Origin of the sequence: cyanobacterium endosymbiont of Epithemia turgida isolate EtSB Lake Yunoko (genome assembly GCF_000829235.1) — a bacterium.
In the GTDB taxonomy this organism is placed as follows: Bacteria; Cyanobacteriota; Cyanobacteriia; order Cyanobacteriales; family Microcystaceae; genus Rippkaea.
In genome coordinates, this window is sequence record NZ_AP012549.1 from 136,065 (window position 1) to 160,535 (window position 24,471).

Here is a 24,471-nt window from a genome sequence, read left to right on the forward strand (position 1 = left end):
TTCGGGGACAGCGATCGTTATTAGATTCAGGGATTGATTGCTTAAAAAATTACACTTGAATTCCTGTCTTGGTAGTCATTCCTTGGCGTGATGTTGTGTTTCCTTCGGAAGATTATTTGAATTTATTAGATTGACAACCATTCAATAGAAAAGAAAATTTAACCATTAATCTTCTTAGCTTACCTCATATTTCGAATTTCATAGATTTTTATCCTTTAGATGCAGGACTAACAGTTGATTTAAACTATCTTAATATACAAGACTTTTTGAACCATACTAATGCGGTAATTATCACAAGATTTCAAACTATTATCGTTGATTTGATTAAAATTTATGAAAGTGAAATGGAAAAAAATACCAGATTATATTAAATCAGAAGGTGTTGTCATTAGGATTTGCAGCTGGTTTCAAATGTCAGGAAAACAGATACTCCATCCTAAGTAATTAGAGGACCATCAATATTTCTATTTAGGCTTAGATTTACTTCTAATGGAAACAGTTATTACCCCTAAAAAAATTTATCGTCAACTAAAAGTAATGTCTAATTATACCGAATATAATTTAATTGTAATAGGGTATAAAATAAACCAAGGAATTACTTGTTTAATTACGGTCTCAGAAGCAATAAAAGACTTTGTATTCTTTATTTGATGATTCTAGTTTGGGGGTGTTATTTACACGAACTATTTAATAATGGAGTCTGGCGACGGACTTGGTTAAATTTTTTATGTTAACGTAGGGAGTTATCTCCTTTGTCTACAGCGATGAGCAATTACTACAAACATAGCTGAATTTGGTGGAGGAATTTGTTTATTCAAAAACCATATTAAATTAATTAATAGATTGTTAATCTTAAAGTTTCAAAAAGTTATGACAGTTAAAGTACAATTTCTTCCTCATTCAATCACTATCGAAGCCCAGCCCGGTGAACTTATATTAGAGGTAGCACAAAAAGCAGGGGTGTTTATTCCCACAGGATGTTTAATGGGTTCTTGTCATGCTTGTGAAGTGGAATTAGGAGAAGGAAATCCTGTTTGTTCCTGTATTAAAGTAATTCCTGCTGGAAGTGATTTTTTAAATATCTATGTCTATTCCGATCCTGTTTGGTGATTATCGTATCTATAATAAATAGAGTCTTTTTATGTTATACAAATTTTTAAGTTATTGACTAAATCAATAACTTCTTACTGCTATGCATCGACTTTTTTCCAAAAATTTTACATCTTCAATTTAACTTTTTGGATTAACTGGGGATAAATTACCAGATTTCAATTGCTTAATCATTTTTTAAACCCAAAGGACAAAATCTTAATCGTATCGTAGAAGATTTTCAGCTATAAAGTAATAAATTTTATACTTTCATCCTACCTAACTCTATCTACGGAGAGGGAGGGATTCGAACCCTCGTTAAAGTTACCCTTAAACAGCATTTCCAGTGCTGCGCCTTCAACCACTCGGCCACCTCTCCATGTTATGTTACAAACCATCATTATAGTATCAAATCTTATATTATGTCAAGTTTTATGGTAAAACCTGTGGGCAGAAAACAAAGTAAGGGGTATAAGTAATATTTTTTGACGATAAAATATTACTTATACTCCAGGACTTGCCATTGACCACAATAAACCCCCAGTAATTACGCTGTTTTTACCATAAACGTCTAGAGGTTAACAGGATACATCAAAAATGTTCTAACACTCTCACTTGCAGATAAATATAGATAAGCTCGCAAAACATTATTTCTTTTTTCTCTCATAAGAAGTGTATTTCTTTTCTATTGCTGTTGGGTTTTACTTCTTGAGCAGTGACAACTAAGATGAATTGACGAATGGAAGATCAAAAAAATTATCTATAATATGATCACTGGTAAATTAGTAGTATAATTTATGGCAAGTCAACCTTTAAAATCCAATTTACCGAGAAAAACTTGTCCAGTTTGTGGATTTTCTTTTACCTGGCGTAAAAAGTGGGCTAAGTGTTGGGATGAGGTGAAGTATTGTTCCAAACGCTGCCGTAAGCGTGTTTTTCAGTTAAAACGGTCATCTTGACTTTTAACTTCACTTATGACTACAGTTAAACCTAAATTTATTATTCATAGTAATACAAGTTTTCTTACAGATAAAGGAGATTTAGAAAGTTTTTGTTAACTCCTACACAATATTGTTAGTGAAATTTATCAACTATTTAAAAATAAAGAAAGTACGATAAATAATGTAGTTTTAGGTTGTCAAGATATAGAAAGTAAACTCCGATTTAATGTTGGAATTAGATCGAAGTTTATTTTCGATAGACTAGTTCACATTACTGTTTGGTTAATGGATAGAACTAAGCAAATATTTAGCGGCATAATCAAGGTCTCCTCCCTCAAAATTTCATTTAATTAGCCTAATTTTATAAATCTAAAGTGATAAAACTTTTTCTGCTCTCTATTCGGTAAAATTGGTCGAAGAACCTAATATTTTCATTTATGATCCGCTCACAGAGTTTTGTATATTAAAAAAATGACTCGAAAAATGAAAAAACAACTTTTAAGGTAAGACGTGCTGATTTATTGCTCAACTGTATTCAGAAACAAGAGGGTTCTATTGGAATGGTTATCCGAGATAAATAAGGAAATATTGCTGCAATTACTTCTACAGAGGTCAACTTGAGAGATCAGAGCGGGGACTCAGCGATGCTGCCTGGGATGCTAACTCCCACAATGATGTGGCTTGTATAAAAGTGGTAAGGGATATCGTCAATAGAGTGTTTAGCGGTAAAAATTGTTATTCAGGTGAGTGATAGAATGAACTTGTCCGATACTTTGTAAAAATATAAAATCAACTAAAACAAACTAGGTGCAATAGTTCTTGAATTAAAGTGGGTTTATTACTTAGGGCAAAACCTGTCAAATCATTTTTGCCGCTTACCACAGCAATTTTATCAAAAATAAACCCTGGAATGTAAACTGATAGAATTTATAGGTTATTCTGACAGGGAGACTATAGGAAATAGAAAGTAGGCTTCAGGAGAAGCGCCATTACAAATATAACCATAAAACCTAAGACTATAATAGAGTTTACAAAGATTAATTAAAGAATAAATTTTAGATTTAAGGCTGTTAGCAATTTCATCTCTTTTCCTTAACGTTCCTGTTATAACTTTATTTTGAAAAGTAAAGATCTATAAAACTTATAGTCTATAATATCTATCAATGCTTCAGCATTTCTAAGTAATAACATAAAAATACATAAAATCCTATTACAAATTTAAAATAAGGTTCTTTAAATTATGGCAACTTGGCAATGTGTAACAGGATGTGGAGCTTGTTGCAATCTTGATCCAGTAGACCGTCCGGATTTAGAAGATTATTTGACCCCGGAAGAAATAACCCATTACTTCAGTTTAGTGGGAAAAAGGGGGTGGTGTATTAACTTTAATCACAACACCCGTAAATGTCGTATTTATCAAACCCGTCCTGATTTTTGTCGGGTAACACCAAAAACATTCGAGACAATGTATAAGGTTGAGAAAGTACAGTTTAATGATTTTGCTATTAAATGTTGCCAGCAACAAATTGCAGGAATTTACGGAGAAAATAGCTTCGAAATGAAGCATTACAACCAATTAGTGATGGTAGATAAAAAGACGGAAGGTGAATAAATCGGTACTGTTGGAATCCTCTTTTCAAGGCAGATTTTTAATATATAAGGAAGGGGTAGCTCAAAAATTGATTTACATTTTATGTTGCAAAATCGACCAAAGCTCACTCTAATTTATCTGTTTTGTTTCCTAGTAAATGATTAAACAAGGAGTAAATTCAACTTCATGGTTGAGCCAAAGTAGTATCTACATCTTATTTTGAGTTTCACTATTGCATCAATATTTTTTGCATAAATGGGCAATACAACCTAATTAATAACGTTATTAATTAGAGTAAAATCTCAGTTTTTTATAATTTTAGCTATCGCTTTAATTATTTACTACTAGTTTGTTTAGAGTATTAATTGGAAATTTACTCTTTTATCGTTTATTCTTCTTTCTCTGTTATTAATCTAAGAGATTATCTCGGATTTGTGATATATCATATGATATAGTAACTAGTTAATCAGTAGAAACTACTCCTGAGCTATGCATCTAAAAAATGTAGAATCCTGATAATCTAAAGGTTTTTAATGAGTTATTTAACTATATATATTATCAAAAAAATTAGTTAATTAAATCGATTTAATCTATTAGATTTTGAGAATAACTAGTATCTAAATAAATTTTGGGTTGGAGTTTATAGACAAGTTATTAGCCTGGTCATAGGCGGTATTTATCTGGCAGCAGTCAATATCAAAATAAATAATTGTAATCTGTTATTTTGATAAAGTAGAAAAAATTACAATTAATTAAATTGTTTCTATACTTAATCTATAGAGTTTCAGTGTTTACCTTGTTCCATAAAGTTGATGCAGATTAAAATCATAACTAAAAAATAGTTTAGTTCACAGCATTAAATGTTGTAAACTAAATTGTTATATCTGTAGCTTCATCTCAATTTCAATAATTTATTTAAAAATCTAATAAAAAGATTTATTTGTGTACATCATTTACGTTTTATTTCTGAGATTCATGAAATATATGAAGTTAAAGCTATCTATAATGTATATATTATTTATGCAAACTGCTATGTTATAGCCTATAGCTGTATTCGTTTATAAGTTTAAAAATTTATTAATTTTTAAACTTAGCTAAATATTATTCTGTTTTACAGAAGGTATCTATACATAAAAATATATTCGACGATTTTGATAGTTGGGTAAACTGAAAGAGATCTAGCTATCAACTGTTTAAGTTTCCTATAATTTTACAATTACTAGTCTCTTATGGTTTAAGATAAGTTATGATTTTTAATCATAAAATTAGCTACTACTTTCACCTGTAAAGATGTCCAAAGTAAATACAAATTGAGTTAAAACTTAAGTAAATTTTAACTCAATTTGTATTTTGTTATTATTTTAGCACAATCAGTTACGTTAAATTTTTTTAAAAATAAGGATTTTAATAACAAAATTATCGACCCCTTATTTTTACTGAACCTAATCTCGACTTATTACAGGTTGAATATCTTCGTTTGATAGGAATGGGTGGCCAGCAATTTTTAATTAGACAGCAATTAATAAATATCTTTTTATAACTCATGTCCGTGGAGTAATACTAGATTTTTTCTATAATTTACGAGCTTAAAAGTAAGCAATAGCAAAGTTTTTTCTTAGAAAAGATTAATTCAATCAGTCTATAATGTAAACTTATAGACTGATTGTAGCAAACAGAATAAAAGATTGCTGTACTGTATTTACCTTTGTAAGAACAGTACAATTTACTCTCTAGAATTTTCACCTACATTAATCTCATAATTTGGATTAATCAGAGACAACTCAATGAGCATACGATTTAACTTTACCTTTATTTCACAAATATTCATCAATTGTACTTTAGGATAAATCAAAGTAATTTCATACTAAATTTAGGAACCTGCAATCTTTTAGAGCAAGTTAGTATTGAGTCATGCTTTAAATTACTTGGAGTAAGTCTCTTAAATACTGACGTTATTAACCTTTCTTTAGACTATATCGATTCAGGCGATCATGATGGGCTATTATTGCGTTGAACTTAAGCAAGACAAATTTAAGTTTTAACTGCAGCCAGTCTGTATTGAAAATAACCAAGTATTTAAGCAGGTCACTATAAATAAAATATAGAAGAATAAATGATTCTATCCTTCTATATTTAAGAAATTATAGTTATATTTATATTGCTTTAATTTATTTTTTTTATAATAAATATTTAAAGCAAGACTTTATTTAACTAATTTGACTTAATTATATTCACTTTCCAATGTTTTTAAGACAATTTAATGAGCTTGTATTTGATATTATCCCCTTCTAGATTTAGTTTTAAACTCTAAATAGCTAGAAAGAATAGATAGAATTCTTCTCATTACTTTAGTTTGGGTTTAACCAAACTTATTGTATGTATATAAGTAATAATTTGCTAAAAAGCTAGAATAACTTCTTTAATAAGAAAACTGATTGAAAGCTTTGCTATCTATCAATTATCTGACACAAATTTAGTGTAAATCTATCTGATGGGTACACTATCACATTATATCTATTCTGTTTGTGTAGGACCCTTGACTTTTGCATAGCTCAATTCAAGGGTGTAATGATTATTTTTTGATTGCTATTAGTATCAAAAACCATTTCAATCAGCTGGATAAAACTAGTTAGTCTTGAAAACTTAATTTTTTTACAATTTTCAGGAAACATCAAAATCTATTTAAACATTACTTAAATAATCAAATAACAATATGACTAATTGTTGTTATCATGCTATTTGCTTTTATAAGTTTTGATATCATCATGCTCAATGATCACATCTTTTTGTGGAATAATCTTAATTTAGAAAACAACTACTACTGATTCTTAAGGGTCTTGTTTTTGATATAATTCCCTAAGAATTACTTCTAAATCATCGGTTAGTTTTTCAGAGCTGCTTTTTATTCTTTTTGAAGAGTATTTAGCGACCTCTATAGGTTTTCCAATAGTTACCGTCACATCGGTACCCCAACTAGGATAAGGTCGGATATATCGAATCCCGACGGGAAGAATTTTAATTTGAGATTCTGGTTTTTTGGATTCTACTTCTAGGGCAATACGAGCAACTCCTCGCTTAAGAGGATGAACTTTATTGTCCCGAAAAATTCCTCCCTCTGGAAAGATAACTAACATTTCTCCTGCTTTCAGGAGCGCAACACTACGTTCCAAACTACTTAACCCTGGACGCTTAACATCAACAGGAAATCCTCCTAAATGGTGAATTAGGCAGCCTTGAATTCCCTTCATTTCGGTTGATGTTACCATAAACCGTACGTCTCGACTACTGGCAAGTCTCCCTACAGCTTTAGGAATAATCAAAGCATCCCATCGGGAACGGTGGGTTGGGGCGACAATTGTCGCCCCAGTTATTGGAATATTTTCTTGACCAGTAATTATTATTTGACCAAAAAATAAAGGTAACACTAACCAACAACCTAGATGGTATACCAATTTAACTAACCAGGGATTAATAGACGATTCAACAGAGTTACTATATAAAGTAGATAAATTCATAAAATTAGCTAAAATACAACTTTTAAAAAAACTCATTTTCTATAACTATAGTTAGTTTCAGCTTCACTTTAATCGGTCTTACGAATTAATGTCTTAAAAGTAGAGGACAGTTGGTCGAGTGTCATTCAGGCAAGAACTACATACTCAGTAATCTCTAAAAATTAACGATAAAAATAAAGAAAAATAATTGCTATAACTTCAATAGCAATTATTTACAAAACAGTTAAATTAATTTAAATTATTTAGATATTTTTACTAATTTTTTAGCCTAAAAAATAGTAAATACTACACTATAAATCTCTTGTTATTTTATCTAATTTAATAGTTACTTTTCTATATTTTTAGGTAATTAAATTTAAATATTAATAGTAAAATTTTTCTTAATTTATTAAATACAATGTAAATCTTTTTTGTAAATACACTTGTTTACAATCAACATACGTATTCTATTGATTTATTCTTTTGTCAATAGCCATAATCCTGCCCCTGCAACTTCTGCTAAGATACTAATTAATCGAAAGATAACAATAGTACTAAGAACTATTTGAATAGGAAAATTTTCTGTTTTTAGTAGAAAAATAATGGTGGCTTCAAATACGCCTATACCACTAGGTGCACCAGGAATTATTAATCCTAATAGCCAGGCAAAACTAAAAGTATTTAATAATAAAGGAATTTGAAGAATTGATATTGGCATAAATGCTATCCAAGTAAAAATAAACCCTAATGCTCTTAGTAATATGAATACTATTTCTCCCAATAAAATAGTCTTGGGATAATGTTCAAAATAAATATTATTCTGAATACTATCTTGGTTATTTTTTTTAAAATAAAAAAATATTCTATTGATAAAAAAAGGATGAATTGCCAACAATCCAATTAACATGATTATCATTTGTATAATAAATAACCAAGGATTGTAAGCGGTTTTATTTACTCCAACAATATAACTCGATAAAGTAATCATTAAAGCTGAATTAGCCATAAATAGTGGTTCTAGTAAAACAGTAAAACTAGCAATCTTAAAAGAAATTCCTTGTTTATGAATTGCAAAAATACGTCCATAAAAATGTCCTATATTTCCAGGAACATATTTAAATATATTGGTAGTCAAGTAAACTTTTAAACCCCATTTTTTTGTCATTGGTTGTTTGAGTAGTTTTAATATTTTAACCCAGACTAACGCAGACCAAATATGAGAAAAGAAAGTAACTAAAAAGGCTATTATTAATAAATAATAACTTTGATTATTAAAGGTTACTGTTAGGACAGTACTCCAATTACGTTGAAAAGTATTTACTATGAACAATAAAACTATTCCGAAAATGAACCATTTGAAGTAAATTCTAAGGACAGCAAAAGCTATTTTCATATAGAGATTCTCCTTAAATGTCTTCTGAAAAATGGTTTAGCAAGAATATAAAGATAAATCTAAAATTATTATTTATTTTCTTTCTATTTGTTATGCCAAATATTCAAAACCATCTGTTGAACAGTTCGTAATGGTTGATTTATTTTTCTAGCTAAAACTACGCAGTCTTCATATTCTGGTTGAACATTAATAATTGTTTTCTGTCCATTAATCTCTTGACTAGCAATTTTAACTCTTACCATACCATAATCTGTATTTAACTCCTGAATTTCTCGGTTTAATATAGAGCGATTTTGAATAAGATAGCGTATTCCTAGTGTGGTAGTTTCCTGAAAAATAATCTTCTTACAATCTTCCATTTTATCCAGAGGACATATTACAGTTAATAAAATTCCTGGACGAGACTTTTTCATACCAATAGCTTGCGTAAATACATCGACTGCTCCTACTAAAAATAACCTTTCAAAAAGGTAAGTAATTATTTGGGGGTTAAGATCATCAATCTGAGTTTCTAACACAGCAATTTTTTCTGAGCTATTAATAATATCTTCGCTAGGAGATTCTCCGATCCATAACTTTAAAATATTGGGAATAACTAATTCCTGTGAACCTGCCCCTAAACCAACTTTTTGTAATTTTATTGGAGGAGGAGAGCCAAAGCTTGTTACTAAAGTGGTTACAATAGCTGCTCCTGTAGGTGTTACTAATTCTCTATTAATATCATTGCTATAGATAGGAACTTGACGAAATTCCCATAACTTAATTACAGCTGGAACAGGAACTGGCAAACATCCGTGGGCTGCCCAAACTATTCCTCCACCTCTCGGCATAGATGAACAATATAAAGCTTCTATCCCTAGCCAATCTAATCCTAAACAAGTTCCTACAATGTCTACAATAGCATCAGTAGCTCCTACCTCATGAAAGCGTACTTTTTCCGGTTCTACCCCATGTACAGCTCCTTCTGCTATAGCTAGTTGACGGAATATATCCAAGCTCCATTGAGTTACTTGAGAAGATAAATTAGCTTGTTTAATCATTAATTCAATTTCAGGTAGATGACGCACACAATAATTATGACTATGATGATGCCCAGTTAACTGATTAACTCTCAATAAGTCAACATGAACCTTGGTAGCTAATTGTCCTTGACGGTGGACCTGTTCTTTCCACAAACAATATTCTGCTTCAATACCTAATTGTTGGAGTTTTTTTATTAGATATTGTAACGGAACACCACTGTCAACTAATGCTCCTAAACACATATCCCCAGCAATTCCTGTTGGACAGTCTAAATACCCGATTTTTTTCATGATTTTTGTCAATTTTATCTTATTGGGCAAAAAAAGCGTTATTATTTTAATTTTATTCTAATACTTAAAATAAAGTTTTATCTTTAATTTTTAACATGGCTAAACTATACAATCTTTATCCTAATAATTCCCAATCTTGTACTATTGAAATCATTATGAAAGACCTAAAACAAGAGGCAATTATTTTATGTCCTACTAATATAGTTTATGCTATCGGTTGTGATATTAATCATAAATTAGCTGTACAACGGGTTAAGCAATTGAGACAATTGTTCAGCAATGAATGCTTAACCTGCCTCTGTTCTTCTTTGTGTAGGGTTACTGATTATGCTTTTGTCTCTGATAAAGCCTATCGAATAATGAAGAGTGTTATTCCTGGTCTTTAGACTTTTTTTTAAGGATAAAATTAGTCACTAAATTAGTGATGAGTCTCAAATAAAAAGACATAGTAATCCGAGTCATCTACAGTAATATTTGTCAAATAATTTTATAAATTTTAGATAATCCTATTGTATCTAATTCTGTACATTCACTTGATAAAAAAAGAGGTTTTTTAACTATTATAGTAGAGAAAAAAATTTTTTGATATTTTAGATAATCAAGTGAATTTCATTATTGATACTGGATTAGAATATGGAGTTGAAGTATCTACTATTTTAGACATGAATTAATCTAATCCTATAGTTGTTCGATAAGGATTAGATTAAGATGATTCGTAAAATTTAATTACCTTAATAGGTTAATTAGATTTTTTAAATATTCATTATTAATTTAAGTAGATTTAAAGCATTAAATTTAATACTACAATAACTACTGATGCTTTAATTATTAAAGCTTGTATTTTGATTAATATTTAAATTTTTTCTATAAAAAAACTTTAGTTTAAAAGCTATAATTAAAATCAAATTGATTCAAGATAATCATCAAAATTGTTTAAAAAATATATTACGAGGTTTACACTATTAAATTTAACAGCTTCAAATAAAATTAGTGCGAGCTGTTGTATAAGAAGTGTTAGATATTGTTAATATCCTTAAAAGTTCTCCTATTTTTAGACAATAGATAAGCTGTATCTTAAGTTCAGAAAATCAACATATGTTTTAAGTTGCTGAAGTATTAGCCCATGGGTTTATTATTTTTTCAGATAAAACAGAGATTCTCTATAAAGCTACGTATGATTATATCTTCTAATATAAGAGATAAAAAATCATTCTTTAGAACAAGACCGATATTGATGTTGATTGACAATCAATGGAACAACCAATACTGTCAAAAAATATCAACCAGGAGTTCTTTTAAAAGAGATAGAAGTCTGTAGGTAATTTATTTATTTTAATCCACTTAGGTAAACTATGAAGGTGTTTTTTCAAGGCTTTTTAGGAGGGCTTTAATACTAGGAGTATCTAGAAATACTTTAGTATCTTTTAATAGCTTAGTTCCCCAGAGATTATCTTCTAGAAATTGCAATTCACCATAGCGACTGTCAAGTTTTAAAGCGGCTTCTCCTAACTTAAGTCCTTCCTCTGTTTTCCCTTGAGCATATAAGGCTACTGCTACAGCTAATTTTGGCTCTGCTTGTTCGGAATCAATAGTTAATGCTGCTCTCCACTCTTCAATCGCGCTCTTGGTATCTCCTTCTTCGTACTTAATCAAACCAATATTATTAACCGCAGGCCAAAAATTTTTCTCTTGAGCAATTGCCTTTTTATAAACTGTAATTGCATCTGTAATTTTTCTTAATTTTAAATAGGAATTACCTAAATCAAACAAAGCTGCGGGTGTATTTGGTTTAAAGACAAGTCCTTGTTCTAATTCCTTTACCGCCGCTCGATACTTTCCTTGTTGAAAATAGGCATTTCCTAAGGTAAATTTAATTCCTGCTTCTTCTGGAGCTATGGATAATGCTTTTTGTAATGCCTCAATCGCTTGATCTAATTCTTGTTTTTGAATATATAAAGTTCCTAAAATAAACCAAGGTTGATATTGAGTAGGAGCAAGTTGGGTAGCCAGTTTGGCTCTTGACAAGGCTAACTCGTATTGTTGAAAACGAACTAACTGTACCGCATCCTCGGCTAATTCTAAACCCCGTTGTTCCAATTGCTCTAAGTTTAATCGGGGAGTGTAGGGCAGAAGGGCCTGTCCCATTACGGGGGTCATCAAAGTCCAAAACCCTGTCAAAGCAAATAGGGAAAGCAACCAGTTACGTTTAGGCACGATATTTTTGTTAAAGTCTTTCAGAATAGCTAGTTGGTCATCCCAATCATTGTAGTCTGTCTCGTTGCAATTTGGTTATACAATAGTGTTGGCAAATTTGGAGATTGTAAGTTGTGTGTATTTTGTTAAGATCTGGTTAATTTTAATTAAGTTTAAAGTAAAAAAGAATGAGTTATACTAAACCTTTTATATGAAGACTAAAAACACAAGACTAGAGTTATGGTATCGATAATAATTGTTGTTATAATATTTTAACTTAATTTTTATTTCTTCAACAAACTACTCAACTCAGTTTAACTAATATAATTTTAAAATTAAAAGCACTAATCTATTACCAAAAATTAAGATTACAAATAAAATCTAACTAGTTAAATTTGTAAAGAAAAATAACAGTATTTTTTATTTTTAATGGCTTAATCAATAAAAAAATATTTTTTTATTGATTAAATTATCTAGAAATGAGATATCATAAGTACTAAAAATAAAATTATCGAAAAATTTAATTTCTTTTTTTTAAAAAAAGATTTCTTTAAAATAATTAAGATAAAAATTTAAAATAATTCTTATCTTATGATACGAGAAGTATATGCAAACACAAAATAAAACGAATAAACAATGAATAAAAGCAATTCTCCGCTATAAACAACATTCATTAATGTCACCTATTTAAAATAAGCATTAAAAAAAGTATTTTTTAATCTAGTTAGCTATCAGCATTTTTTAATGCTTAGCTTATCTCTCTTAGTAGAAGATATCATTATGCTGTTTTTTGGCAGACTCGCACTGGTTAAATTAGATGAATTAGTTTATTACTAGTATTAGAGTAAGGTATACTGAAAATTTAAAACCTTAAGTAAATTATAGTAAAAATATGTAAAATAGTATTAGTAACTTAAGGCATTTAAAATTATAAATAATTATTGTAAATATTGGGTTTAAAATTAACTGTAAATAACAATTAAACCTATAAAATTTTTTATTTATTATCATAATAATAATCTAATAAATTGTTGCAAATATATAGTATTTTATCTTTTATAGCTCTATCAATAGTGGTATCTCTACTTAAAAATATTTTAAGTATTTAGCAAAATTAAATAATATAAATATATATTTTGCAGATGTTTTAAAATTGTTATAGTTTATTACGAGCTTAAGAATATTTTTGGGATTCAATATTTTATTAATTAGACTATTTAATAAGTTTTTAATCCTACTAATATTTTATATTTATTTACCTGTATTTTTATGTTTATGATCAAACAACAACTTGTATTTAAATACAAGTTAGTTTATGAATAGAAAACTCTCTATAATAAATATTATTTTTATAATCAATTGAATCAACAAATTTTAAAGTATTTAAAGTTAGTTTTAATTTAATTGAATAAATTTTCAGGCGTCATAAAATAACAAAAAAGATATGATATTTTTATAGTCATCAAGAAGAATCTTTAGCAGGATGACTTTTATGTCATGAAATAACTAATAAAATAATAATATTTTTTATGGCAATGAAATACTTACTTGCACAAAAAATAAGTGTTATATACAATATTTAGACTATGTATTTAAAATTTATAGAAGCAGGGTTAAAACTTTAAAAATAAATATTGACATACATTTTGAACTCAAAATTTTAGAATTAGATTTTACGATAAAATCAAGTTTAGTTGTTTATAAATTATAATAATTTATAAACAACTAAAAAAATATAAAAAATATTGTCTAATTTTAGAGTACTGACTACATCAAGATATTTATAGTTTAAATTATCTATTATTATTGATCTTAAAATTTTTATAAAAAATATGGTAAAAATTTATTTTAATTTGCTAAGGCACTTAAGTTTTATTTTGTATTAACTGTCAAATTGCGCGTTATTTTTATCGAAATAACACGTAATTTGACAAAAATTAAGTGTAACAAAAAACTATATTAAATAAAAACCTATTTAATATAGTTTTTTGTTACATAAATAAAAATTTAAAGTTTTACTTTGATATGGTTCCAAAATTTTATAACTCTAATTTCTATAAATATCTAGTTTCTAAAATTGAATAATACAGTCAAAGTATAAATCTTGTAATTTATTAGCTACTAATTTATTAGACTAACTCTGAAAGAACCACCAAAATACTTATGAGAAATATCGAGTTGGAAGAAGACACTTACAATCTTTTAGTGTCGCAATCAAAGCACATTTAGGATTAAGTAAGCTAAAAAAGTTAGAATAAATCTAATTGACACTCAGAAACAAGCTGAAAGATCAAAAAACAAATTTTCTCGCTTTAGTTAAAGGAAATAAGTATCTTTAGGTTTAGCTGGGTAATAAGAAAATCGAAATAAAGAGAAAAGAGTTTCTGGACAAAAAAAACAATATATTTACAACCGATGAGTAATAAGTAATTTTAATTGTAGAGAAAGCAGGACGGAAATAATAGATAAATAACAAATTTTCTATTTAGAGAAAGATTACTAAAATAATAATGTTCTATTCTTAGGTAGGGAAACTTTCACCATACGCTGATTATTTTTTCTGAAATTGGTTATCTCATAGTTAGGATGTTCCTTTTGTTGATACTTTTATACTGTCTATGTTGACTATTATTGGTTGTGGTAATCTAAATCGATCTGATGATGCTGTAGGGGTTGTCATTGCTCAAAACCTTCAGGAATTTCTTTTAAAACATCCTGCTTCTAATGTTCGTATCTATGATTGTGGAACAGCTGGAATAGAAGTTATGTTCCAAGCTCAAGGTAGTCAAAAATTAATTATTATTGATGCATGTTCGACTAATTCTTCTCCAGGAACTATTTTTGAAGTCCCTGGAGAAGAGTTAGAGAACTTACCAACACCAAGTTATAACTTACATAATTTTCGGTGGGATAATGCCTTAGCAGCCGGACGTAAAATTTTTAAAAACGATTTTCCTCAAGAGGTAATCGTCTACTTAATTGAAGCAAAAAATTTAAACCTAGGATTGGAATTAACTCCTCCAATACGAAAAGCTGCCACAGTGGTTTTGGAGAAGTTAAAAAAACAAATTATAAATTGGTGACAACTTAAGTAAAATATTTCTCGAGTAAATTATCCACTTGTCTGACACTAACCTGATTATATTGAATTTCATCAGGTAGAATTACTATGTTCGGTCCTTTTTTGCATTGTTTAAGACATTCTGTCAACCTAATTTCTACCTGATTCATTAAACTGCGGTCAACTAATTTTGCCTGTATTTGTTGATATAATGATTTTCCTCCTCGCTCCCAACACCTAGTTTGTTTACAGACTAAAATCTTCTTTTTACTAGCTTGTTCCGGCATAATCATCACACAGGCTTTTTGAGGTCGAGTTAAAGTTTTAATAGTTTCCGCTTTAAGTTTAAAAATTCCCATACTACCCTTTGTTTCCCTAGTTCCTTGAATTTCTAGCCAATCCTTAGGAGAAAGTTTAATATCTAAATAAACTCCTAATTCTTTGGGAATTTCTACCCAAAATTCTCTTGAAGTTACTTTAATACGCAAATATTTAGTTATTAGTGCGTTTTTCATGACAAAACTTTCTAATTGACCGATAAGGAGGAAAGGAGAAATAGTTAAAAACTTTGACATCTTTTTTTATTTATTAATGAAATAATTGATAATTAAACTTATTAGTAATAACAACAATAATTTAACTAGTAGATTAATTCTTTACTAGAGCTTAATCATCCCTTAACCACACTCAAAAGTTGGATGACGACAATAGGACTAGTTGGACTTATAATAGTTGATTAATACAGCAATGTCAGGGAATTTATAAATCTTGAAGATAAATAATGTACACTTCAACGATCACTATAAACCAGTTTTTATGACTTAAGGTTAATTCTAAAGAAAAATCAACTTAGTTTATTGACATCAACGAATAAATATAATTTCTATTATTGCTTTACATAAAAACCTAAATAAATAATTATTATTTTGAAGTATCTCAATAAAAAAAATTATTGCCGAAGACAATTCGGAACTAAATTAAATCTGGGTTCATCCGTTTTGGCTTAAGCCTAATTTTTTTAATATATTTTTAGGTATTGATAAATTGTTGCTAAAATAAGGTATTTTAGATATAGAAAGTTTAATATAAAGAAGGCAACCATGAAGATGACAACTACTCAGGGCTTGGTACGTGCTTTTGGAGACGTGGGGGAAAACTCTGTTTTGCTAGACAAGAGTGTTACCATTCCTATTTGTGAAGGATTAAACGTGTTGATAGCTAGTTTTCAAGGACTATACCTTCAATATGAAAAACATCATTTTGTTGTAGAGGGTTCAGAATTCTACTCTTTACATGAATTTTTTAATGAAAGTTACGATAATGTTCGTGATCATGTTCATGCCCTCGCTGAACGGTTAAATGGACTTGGAGGAATTCCCGCTGCTAGTTTTAACAAATTAGCTGAATTGTGTTGCTTTAACCCTGAAGCAGATGGATCTTACGGCTGTCGGGAGATGGTAGAACATGATTTAGAGGCAGAACAGGAAGTTCTTAAGCTACTCCGTAAACAAGCCGCTCAGGCTGAAAGCTTAGGAGATAGAGCAACTCGTTATCTTTATGAGCAAATTCTACTTAAAACAGAAGAACGAGCTTATCATTTAGATCACTTCTTAGTTAGCGACAGCTTAACTCTAGCCTTTGTTAATGACGGTAACTAAAACTTCCTTAAGAGTTTCCAAAGAGAGAACAAACAGTACCTGATTGAACAAACTCCCATTCTTAATGGGAGTTTTCACATTTCTAGTTTAATTCACACTCAATCTTTTCTAATGTTAATCGACGATTAATCAATACTAATCAAGTTTGGCGCAGTTTATTAAATTTACAAGAACGATCACCTACTCCCTGTAAAACTAACCGAATGGGTTTAGATAAAACATGTACAAACCCTTTGATCCAATCAATTTTTTGAGTTTTAACTATTTTTTAAAGTTGATTAACTAAGCTCTTTAGCTCAAACTCTTGCTCTAAAATTACTCGAACAGAATTAATATTATCATCATGATTATGGTCTTCTTCCTCATTGTGATGACTAAGACGATTTTTAAAATCATCCTCGACAGCAACATTAAAATCTAATAAAACATTAGGATTAATTTCTTTGTTATTATAAGAAACCATTTTGATTTCTGCTCTTAATTCTTATCTCAACCACTCTTTGACTTGATGAAGTTGAAACGGTTCAATTAAGTCAGTTTTAGCCAACAATACTAAATTTACACAGACTAACTGATTTTTAAATAACTCCTCAATTGGATTTTCATATTCTAGTTTGGGATTATCCTGTCGTTGCGCTTCTAAGACAGCCAAATCCCTTACTAGAATACCTAAAACTAAAGCTTGAGGATCTACTACTGCTACCACTCTGTCCACAGTGGTCCTATTAGGTAGGAATTTATATTCTCTGAAAGGCTTAAACTAAAGGGTTTGGCAATACCAATCCAGAAGTCTCAACTAGTACAAAATTAATTCAAAAATATTAGTATTTGAGTCTTTATCTTCATCACAAATCTGACAATACCGCAAAAATTTTCTATCTATTCCTACTTCCTGAAATTTGTTAAATAAAACAGCAATTTATTTTTGTTGATTATATTATAGTAGATGACGAACCAATGTTACCTTAACCACTCCGAGAAAGTCAGTAATAACCGTAAAATTTTATGTATAGTAAAGTTTAGCATGTTGTCAAATGATGTTTTATCAAAAATTTTTCTTGAAACCCCTTTAAAAATATTAGAGAAACTAATTGATTGTAAGTGTTATTTTTTATAATATTATTTTAACTTAAAAGTAGTGTATATATGTTTTAATTCAATTAAGATTGAACACAAAAGATCCTAAAATTAATACGCCAAATCCTAAACGATACCAAACAAAAATCCAAGTATCACGGTTTTGTAAATAGCTGGTTAACCAAGCGATAGCTAAATAGGAAAAAATTGTTGAAGAGATAACTCCTATAATAACAGGAAATAAAATTTCTTTGGAAAAGCCTAGTACCAAAACTTCTTTAGATTCTGCTAATCCTGCTATAGTAATAGCTGGAATTCCTAATAAAAAAGAAAACTTAGCTGCGGTTGCCCGTTCCAAATTCATAAATAATCCAGCTGTCATAGTAGAACCTGAACGAGACACTCCCGGAATTAAAGCCAAAGTTTGGGCTAGTCCCATTAAGACCCCGTCTTGTAATGTTAGTTGTTTAAAATCTCGTTTATGAGTTCCTAATTTTTCTGACAAAGCTAACAATACAGCCATTACAATTGAAGAGATTGCAATAGCTCCTATACTGCGTAATGGAGAATTATCTAAATCAGAAACTAACCATTTCCATAACAACCCAAAGAAAGCAATCGGTAAAGTTCCCAACACAATGCCTGCCGCTAGTCGAAAATCATAAGATTTATAGTCCGAGATGCAGATAGCTTTTAGCGTCCCTTTAATAATATCTGTTAAATCTAACCAGAAATACCATATTACTGCGGCAATACTTCCTAGTTGGATCACTGCTGTAAAAGATACTCCAGGATCACCCCATCCTAAAGCCAAGGGGACAACTTTTAAATGAGCCGTACTGCTAATGGGCAAAAATTCTGTCAATCCTTGTACCATTCCTAACACAATAGACTGAAACCAGTTAAATTGATAAATGGGAGTATCAGAAACTTTTAAGGAATTAGAATGAACAGTTGCTGTAAAATTCCAAAATAGGCTCAATACACCGCTAAAAACAAAAAAAGCAACTAATTCTAGTGGTCTGTGTTTTGGTTGAGTCATAAGAATTGAGAGACTTATATAAACTTAAAGGATAAAAGTTTCAGCAATTTTATCAGTAAATACTTGCTGTTTAAAACTTTTCTACAAAAATTGAACCCCCTAGCAATTCATCTTATAACATTCAATAAATTTAAACCTAATTATCTATTTAAAACCTAGATTTTTTAAAAAATTGTTAAAGTTATCTAATTTTATATATGAGAAATTACTAGCTTATTTATTTTTTTTAAAATACATCGAAATCAAGAATAATTACTAATGTCTTGGTATTCTATCTAGATAGTAGCGAAACTCAACCCCAACTTATTGATCTTGAAAATCAATTTTTAGAAAATAAAATTTTAAGCTTTAAATTTTATTTTAGTCTTCTTTATAAATTCCCTATAAACTTAAAGCTGTCTCTCTACCTTTTAACCTCTTTCCTTTCCCCTTTTTCTGAAAATTTATCTTTAAGTAAATTATCTCTAATAGAACTCTATAAATAAACTTAAAAGCCTTGGATAAGACTTAATATCTTTCAGCAGATCTAGAAAATAAACTCAGATTAGATATCGTTAAAATTCCTGAGAGAGATTTTCTAATGTAATCATCCCTAACTAGTCTCAGGAGTTGAATCTGTGAAAAACCTTAACATTTAGTTGCAATCTAAGAATTTCTTTTTATCTAAAATTTATCATCATTTAAGCTAAATACTCTATTATTACTAGATTTCCTGGAATTTAACAGAATATTTACACTTATCCAGAGAATTTTAAAGGAGTGATCACCTAAAAAAGTCAATTTTCTAGTTTAATACAATATAATCTTACGATTCTTTCTTTGAATATAGCCAACGATTTTAGCGATTTACAAATAAGTCTCGATGAGAATGTGCTTATCGTATTTATACGACAACTATCTTTAATTTTAGATCCACTTTAACAGATAATTTAGTAACATATATGGTTAAACACACTTTATCTAAACGAGATGTTGAGAGAATATCATAAAATAATTTATCTAGTTATTTTAAAAGGACTTAATTCCTTTTTTTAACATTTATATTTATTACTCTCGTTTATTTTACCCTCAAGCAACTTAATTTTATAAAAAGCTACTTTTTATTTGGGTTAATAAAGTATGTTAAATCATTAATTTTATTATTAAATACATAACAGGAAAAACATCAATTATAAACAATCTTTTAAATAAAATTAGTGCTTATTATTGATTAATAATTTTTATGTTTTTTATTCTTAAAATATTTTATAGCTATATAGGTTTTTGATCTCATTATAAATAGGTCAAAAACCTATATAAATTTAATAATCATTGTATTAATTTATTCAAAATAAACAATAATTTTATGCTGCTTAAATTAAGTATTTTTTATTTTATTATTCCTAATATCTATTGGAATAATAACCAAAAAGTAACTTTTATTCTAACCCTATTAGTAATTTTTGACAATCTAGGCTCTCTTACTTGTTTATCTAATATAATAGAACTCTAATATTAGATTTAATTATTTATTTTTAACATTAAAATATAAAAAATTATTAAAATTTAAATATTAGCGTTAATTTAAGTTGTTTATATTAGCAATGTTGATATATTGTTTGTTAGACAAAATTACTATAATTATAGAATTATATTTTGTCTATGATCATCTAATTGCTAAGTAGATGATTTTAAACTAAAAGAATTTAACATTAAATAAAAAGACCATTTTAAACTAAAAAATAAGTTAAATGTAATGAATTACTTGAAGTAAAATGGTTAATTTTTATATCTCTAAACTTATAAGTAAAAATTAATAAATTGTTTTAATAGTTTTACCATATAAATATATATTTTATGCATATTTATATAGTAAATATTTTATTATATTATCCGATAAAAATAAATAATTTAAATTAACCTAAACTCAAAAATATTTAATAAAGTATTACTAATTTACTCAGATTTTGAAGTGTTTTTTGGACATTCATTCCATTATGGTTGATAACCTCTTCAATTTAATATATAGATTTAAAAAAGTAAATTAATTTTTTAATTTAAAATTTAAACTTAGCTATTCTGTATTGTTAATGACAAAATATTTTTTTATAAAATGTATTAAATATTAACTTGATTGAATAAATAACTATAATATATATATTATAGTTATTTATTCAATCAAATCTTAAAACTGATTTATATAATTTATTTATCTTAAAAGCTTTTAAAACTTATCGCTCATTATTTTGTTTAATTTTTACTGCAAAAATTATAATATTTTAATTAATAAAATAGTTAATAATTTCATTTAAAATATATATAGAAACTCTGATAATTAATCAGATTAATTATCAGAGTTTCTATAATTAGTCATGAGGAAATAATAAACTAAAGTCAGAAAATCAATTAAAGTTGTAATATAGCGCATTAATCAAAATGGTAGAGAAACATACAGCATGCACATAAGTGAAATCACTCATCCAAACCAGTTACATGGTTTATCGCTCCGACAACTAGAAGACATCAGTCGTCAAATTCGAGAAAAGCATTTACAAACGATCGCCGCTAGTGGAGGACATTTAGGTCCTGGGTTAGGAGTAGTAGAACTCACTGTCGCCCTTTATCAAACCCTAGATTTAGATCGGGATAAAATCACCTGGGATGTAGGACACCAAGCCTACCCTCATAAAATGTTGACTGGTCGTTATGATCGTTTCCATACCCTACGGCAAAAAAAAGGAATTGCTGGATATCTAAAACGTTGCGAAAGTCAATTTGATCATTTTGGGGCTGGACACGCCTCTACAAGTATTTCTGCTGCCTTAGGGATGGCATTAGCTAGAGATGCTCAAGGAGAAGACCATAAAGTTGTAGCAGTGATTGGAGATGGAGCATTAACTGGAGGAATGGCCTTAGAAGCCATCAACCACGCTGGACATTTACCCAACACAAATCTCATGGTCATTCTCAACGACAATGAGATGTCTATTTCTCCAAATGTAGGAGCTATTTCTCGCTACCTCAACAAGGTGCGTCTGAGTGATCCTGTTCAATTCCTTTCAGACAACCTGGAAGAACAATTTAAACAGCTCCCTTTTTTTGGAGGGTCTTTTACCCCCGAAATGGAAAGGGTTAAAGAAGGGATTAAACGTCTAGCAGTGCCTAAAGTAGGTGCAGTAATTGAAGAATTAGGTTTTAAATATTTTGGTCCAATTGACGGACACAATCTAGAAGAGTTAATTGACACCTTCAAACAGGCCCATAAAGTATCCGGACCCGTCTTTGTTCATGTTGCCACTATCAAAGGAAAGGGCTATGACCTAGCTGAAAAAGATCAAGTAGGCTACCATGCTCAAAGTCCCTTCAACTTAGCTACTGGCAAAGCTCATCCGTCCAATAAACCTAAACCTCCCAGTTATTCTAAAGTTTTTGCTCATACTCTTACTAAGCTAGCCGAAAACAATTCTAAAATTATCGGAATTACTGCCGCTATGGCTACGGGAACAGGATTAGCTAAACTTTATGCTAAACTTCCTAAACAATACATTGATGTAGGTATTGCTGAACAACACGCTGTTACCCTGGCTGCTGGTCTTGCTTGTGGAGGAATGCGTCCCGTTGTAGCTATTTACTCCACATTTTTACAAAGAGCTTACGATCAAGTTCTCCATGATGTTTGTATTCAAAACCTTCCCGTTTTCTTGTGTCTTGATCGCGCCGGAATTGTCGGTGCAGATGGACCGACTCACCAAGGAATGTATGACATCGCTTATCTAAGATGTATTCCTAACCTGACTATCATGGCTCCTAAAGATGAAGCGGAATTACAACGAATGGTGGTGACAGGAGTTAATTACACTAATGGACCTATCGCTATGCGTTATCCTCGTGGTAGAGGTATTGGAGTTCCTTTAATGGAAGAAGGTTGGGAACCTTTGTCCATCGGTAAAGGAGAAATTCTCCGTACTGGAGATGATATTTTACTTTTAGGCTATGGCTCCATGGTAAATATAGCCTTACAAGTGGCAGAAATTCTCGTAGAATATGGCATTGAAGCGACAGTAGTTAATGCCCGTTTTGTTAAACCCTTAGATACGGAATTAATCTTTCCCCTCGCTCGACGCATTGGAAGAGTAGCTACTTTAGAAGAAGGTTGTCTCCTGGGTGGTTTTGGTTCAGCAATAGCTGAAGTCTTGTCTGATAACGGCATTTTAATCCCTTTGAAGCGATTTGGCGTGAGCGATCACCTAGTTGATCATGCTACCCTCGAGCAATCCAAAGTAGATTTAGGGCTAACCAGTCCCCAAATTGTTGAACAAATTATACAAGTTTTTTTCAAAAGTCTTCAACCGTCTGTAATGAGTTAAGACATTTGGGTAAATGAGTATTATTAAACGAACAATGGGGAAGTTTATCGTTAAACTCTTTTCCCTTAATTACACGCTCAAATATAACAACAAATTATTTTTAATGTGTTTATGTCTACTCAATTAAATTAACAACAATAGGGGCTTGTTATTAAGCCTCTATAAATTGTCCAGTATTAACTGAAAATTTTAGAATCATGAAATCTTTATCACAATGCTTAACTTCTAAGGTAACAACATCATTTTGTTTGTAAAATAGTTTATCTTTTATGTTCTCCTAGATTAAATCCGATAGATGAATTTAAAAATATCAGTCTTCTAATCAGACTCCCTTCCTTAGAGAATTAAAGTAAGTTATGACCCTATTGTCATAATCAAATTTTTTTTGATAAATACTGAATTAATAATGTGTAATTAAAAAGTAAATTTTTTGGAGTTTAGAATTGACGGAGTTCGCGAGTATATAAACTTTTTAAAAGTTAACTTTAATTAATATTTTTTACTATTTTTTTAGTTATTCATTACTAAAAATAGATACTAACTATTCTAGTACTGTATCTAATTCGTTCACGATATTTTAGTTAAAAAAATAAAACTTTATAAGATTAGTTGACTAACTTTAGTGATACTAATATATGGTTTGATGTTTATAAAAAAAAGTATTTATTTCTGAATAAAATATTTTTTTATATTTAAATATGATAAGATTTTATCTTTTTATTATTATTTAATAGTTTAATAATTTTACAGACTATTAATTCATTTTATTACATGAAATATCTCTATTATTATTTCACTTGTATTGTAGCGCAAATTTATTCATAAAATTATGATAGGGTTTCCCAATATCCATGACAACCTCTTAAATTTTAGTCAGAACTTTTTACCTCAAGCTCTTACTCATTTTACTGTTCTTTAAATTTTTCTTATTTTTATAATTACTACTCTCACACCTTTATCTAAATTTACTAAAGCACTAAGAAAACCTATTAGGATAATTTTATCCTTAGCAAGGAAGTAAACAAATAGTAAAATGAGTACTATTTTTTATTAGAATTGACAATAATATTTTAGTTTTTTTGTTGAAAATCTAAAATAAGTATAAGATAATGCTGCAGTCAATTATGAAGGAAAAAGTATAACAAATTTTAGAAACAATAAAAAATTTAGGTTTTTGTTAGAAACAATATACTAAAAGTTAAATAAAAATAGCTTGATTATATAAAAATTATATTACCCAGTAACAATATAAGTTGTACTTGCCAAAAAGTAA

The 24,471-nt window shown here is 29.1% G+C and carries 15 protein-coding genes, 1 tRNA gene and 1 pseudogene; 8 read left to right on the top strand and 9 right to left on the bottom strand.

Annotated elements, in window-relative coordinates:
- Positions 1–870: 870 nt before the first annotated feature.
- Positions 871–1,110, top strand: coding sequence for a 2Fe-2S iron-sulfur cluster-binding protein (locus ETSB_RS00370; RefSeq protein ID WP_044105605.1), 240 nt, complete (start codon positions 871–873; stop codon positions 1,108–1,110).
- A gap of 271 nt (positions 1,111–1,381) precedes the next feature.
- On the opposite strand, the gene ETSB_RS00375 is transcribed toward ETSB_RS00370, so the two are convergent.
- A tRNA-Ser gene (locus ETSB_RS00375) sits at positions 1,382–1,468 on the bottom strand.
- Between the two features lie 418 nt (positions 1,469–1,886).
- Between ETSB_RS00375 and ETSB_RS08950 the strand changes: the two genes are divergently transcribed.
- The 3 genes from ETSB_RS08950 to ETSB_RS00380 all read left to right on the top strand — a co-directional run bounded on the left by ETSB_RS08950 (position 1,887) and on the right by ETSB_RS00380 (position 3,642).
- On the top strand, positions 1,887–2,048 hold the full coding sequence (locus tag ETSB_RS08950) for a DUF2256 domain-containing protein (RefSeq protein ID WP_070104596.1): 162 nt from the start codon (positions 1,887–1,889) through the stop codon (positions 2,046–2,048).
- A gap of 111 nt (positions 2,049–2,159) precedes the next feature.
- Entirely contained in the window at positions 2,160–2,384 is a 225-nt protein-coding gene (locus tag ETSB_RS10760) for an isoaspartyl peptidase/L-asparaginase (RefSeq protein WP_145972262.1), read from the top strand.
- An 886-nt stretch (positions 2,385–3,270) separates the two neighbouring features.
- On the top strand, positions 3,271–3,642 hold the full coding sequence (locus ETSB_RS00380; protein WP_044105607.1) for a YkgJ family cysteine cluster protein: 372 nt from the start codon (positions 3,271–3,273) through the stop codon (positions 3,640–3,642).
- Positions 3,643–6,449: 2,807 nt separating this feature from the next.
- Here the strand turns inward: ETSB_RS00380 and ETSB_RS00385 are convergent.
- From ETSB_RS00385 to larC, 3 genes are all read right to left on the bottom strand, one after another.
- A complete protein-coding gene (locus tag ETSB_RS00385) occupies positions 6,450–7,136 on the bottom strand; it encodes a lysophospholipid acyltransferase family protein (protein WP_044107511.1) in 687 nt (228 codons plus the stop codon).
- Positions 7,137–7,590: 454 nt separating this feature from the next.
- Positions 7,591–8,508, bottom strand: coding sequence for a lysylphosphatidylglycerol synthase transmembrane domain-containing protein (locus ETSB_RS00390; protein WP_044105609.1), 918 nt, complete (start codon positions 8,506–8,508; stop codon positions 7,591–7,593).
- An 83-nt stretch (positions 8,509–8,591) separates the two neighbouring features.
- The gene (larC, locus tag ETSB_RS00395; RefSeq protein WP_044105611.1) at positions 8,592–9,821 is read right to left on the bottom strand and encodes a nickel pincer cofactor biosynthesis protein LarC; all 1,230 of its coding nucleotides are present in this window, start codon (positions 9,819–9,821) and stop codon (positions 8,592–8,594) included.
- Between the two features lie 95 nt (positions 9,822–9,916).
- On the opposite strand from larC, the gene ETSB_RS10145 reads away from it, so the two are divergent.
- Positions 9,917–10,207, top strand: coding sequence for a Sua5/YciO/YrdC/YwlC family protein (locus tag ETSB_RS10145; protein ID WP_232509819.1), 291 nt, complete (start codon positions 9,917–9,919; stop codon positions 10,205–10,207).
- A 964-nt stretch (positions 10,208–11,171) separates the two neighbouring features.
- On the opposite strand, the gene ETSB_RS00405 is transcribed toward ETSB_RS10145, so the two are convergent.
- Positions 11,172–12,035, bottom strand: a complete 864-nt coding sequence (locus ETSB_RS00405; protein WP_232509821.1) for a tetratricopeptide repeat protein — start codon at positions 12,033–12,035, stop codon at positions 11,172–11,174.
- A 2,597-nt stretch (positions 12,036–14,632) separates the two neighbouring features.
- Between ETSB_RS00405 and ETSB_RS00410 the strand changes: the two genes are divergently transcribed.
- On the top strand, positions 14,633–15,097 hold the full coding sequence (locus tag ETSB_RS00410; protein WP_044105615.1) for a hydrogenase maturation protease: 465 nt from the start codon (positions 14,633–14,635) through the stop codon (positions 15,095–15,097).
- A gap of 4 nt (positions 15,098–15,101) precedes the next feature.
- On the opposite strand, the gene ETSB_RS00415 is transcribed toward ETSB_RS00410, so the two are convergent.
- Positions 15,102–15,650 carry a (2Fe-2S) ferredoxin domain-containing protein gene (locus ETSB_RS00415; protein WP_044105618.1) on the bottom strand — a complete coding sequence of 183 codons (549 nt, stop codon included), beginning with the start codon at positions 15,648–15,650 and terminating at the stop codon, positions 15,102–15,104.
- A 531-nt stretch (positions 15,651–16,181) separates the two neighbouring features.
- Between ETSB_RS00415 and dpsA the strand changes: the two genes are divergently transcribed.
- Positions 16,182–16,733: a DNA starvation/stress protection protein DpsA gene (gene dpsA / locus ETSB_RS00420; protein ID WP_044105619.1), complete on the top strand. Its 552-nt coding sequence runs from the start codon at positions 16,182–16,184 to the stop codon at positions 16,731–16,733.
- Positions 16,734–17,001: 268 nt separating this feature from the next.
- Here dpsA and ETSB_RS10765 read toward each other — a convergent pair whose 3' ends face one another.
- From ETSB_RS10765 to ETSB_RS00430, 3 genes and pseudogenes are all read right to left on the bottom strand, one after another.
- Positions 17,002–17,196: a hypothetical protein gene (locus tag ETSB_RS10765; protein ID WP_408643587.1), complete on the bottom strand. Its 195-nt coding sequence runs from the start codon at positions 17,194–17,196 to the stop codon at positions 17,002–17,004.
- Positions 17,197–17,217: 21 nt separating this feature from the next.
- Positions 17,218–17,451, bottom strand: a pseudogene (locus ETSB_RS10770) (GTP-binding protein); the annotation flags it as partial.
- 438 nt (positions 17,452–17,889) lie between these two features.
- A complete protein-coding gene (locus ETSB_RS00430; protein WP_084220166.1) occupies positions 17,890–18,852 on the bottom strand; it encodes an undecaprenyl-diphosphate phosphatase in 963 nt (320 codons plus the stop codon).
- A 2,435-nt stretch (positions 18,853–21,287) separates the two neighbouring features.
- On the opposite strand from ETSB_RS00430, the gene dxs reads away from it, so the two are divergent.
- A complete protein-coding gene (gene dxs, locus ETSB_RS00435; protein WP_044105621.1) occupies positions 21,288–23,198 on the top strand; it encodes a 1-deoxy-D-xylulose-5-phosphate synthase in 1,911 nt (636 codons plus the stop codon).
- Positions 23,199–24,471: the final 1,273 nt, after the last annotated feature.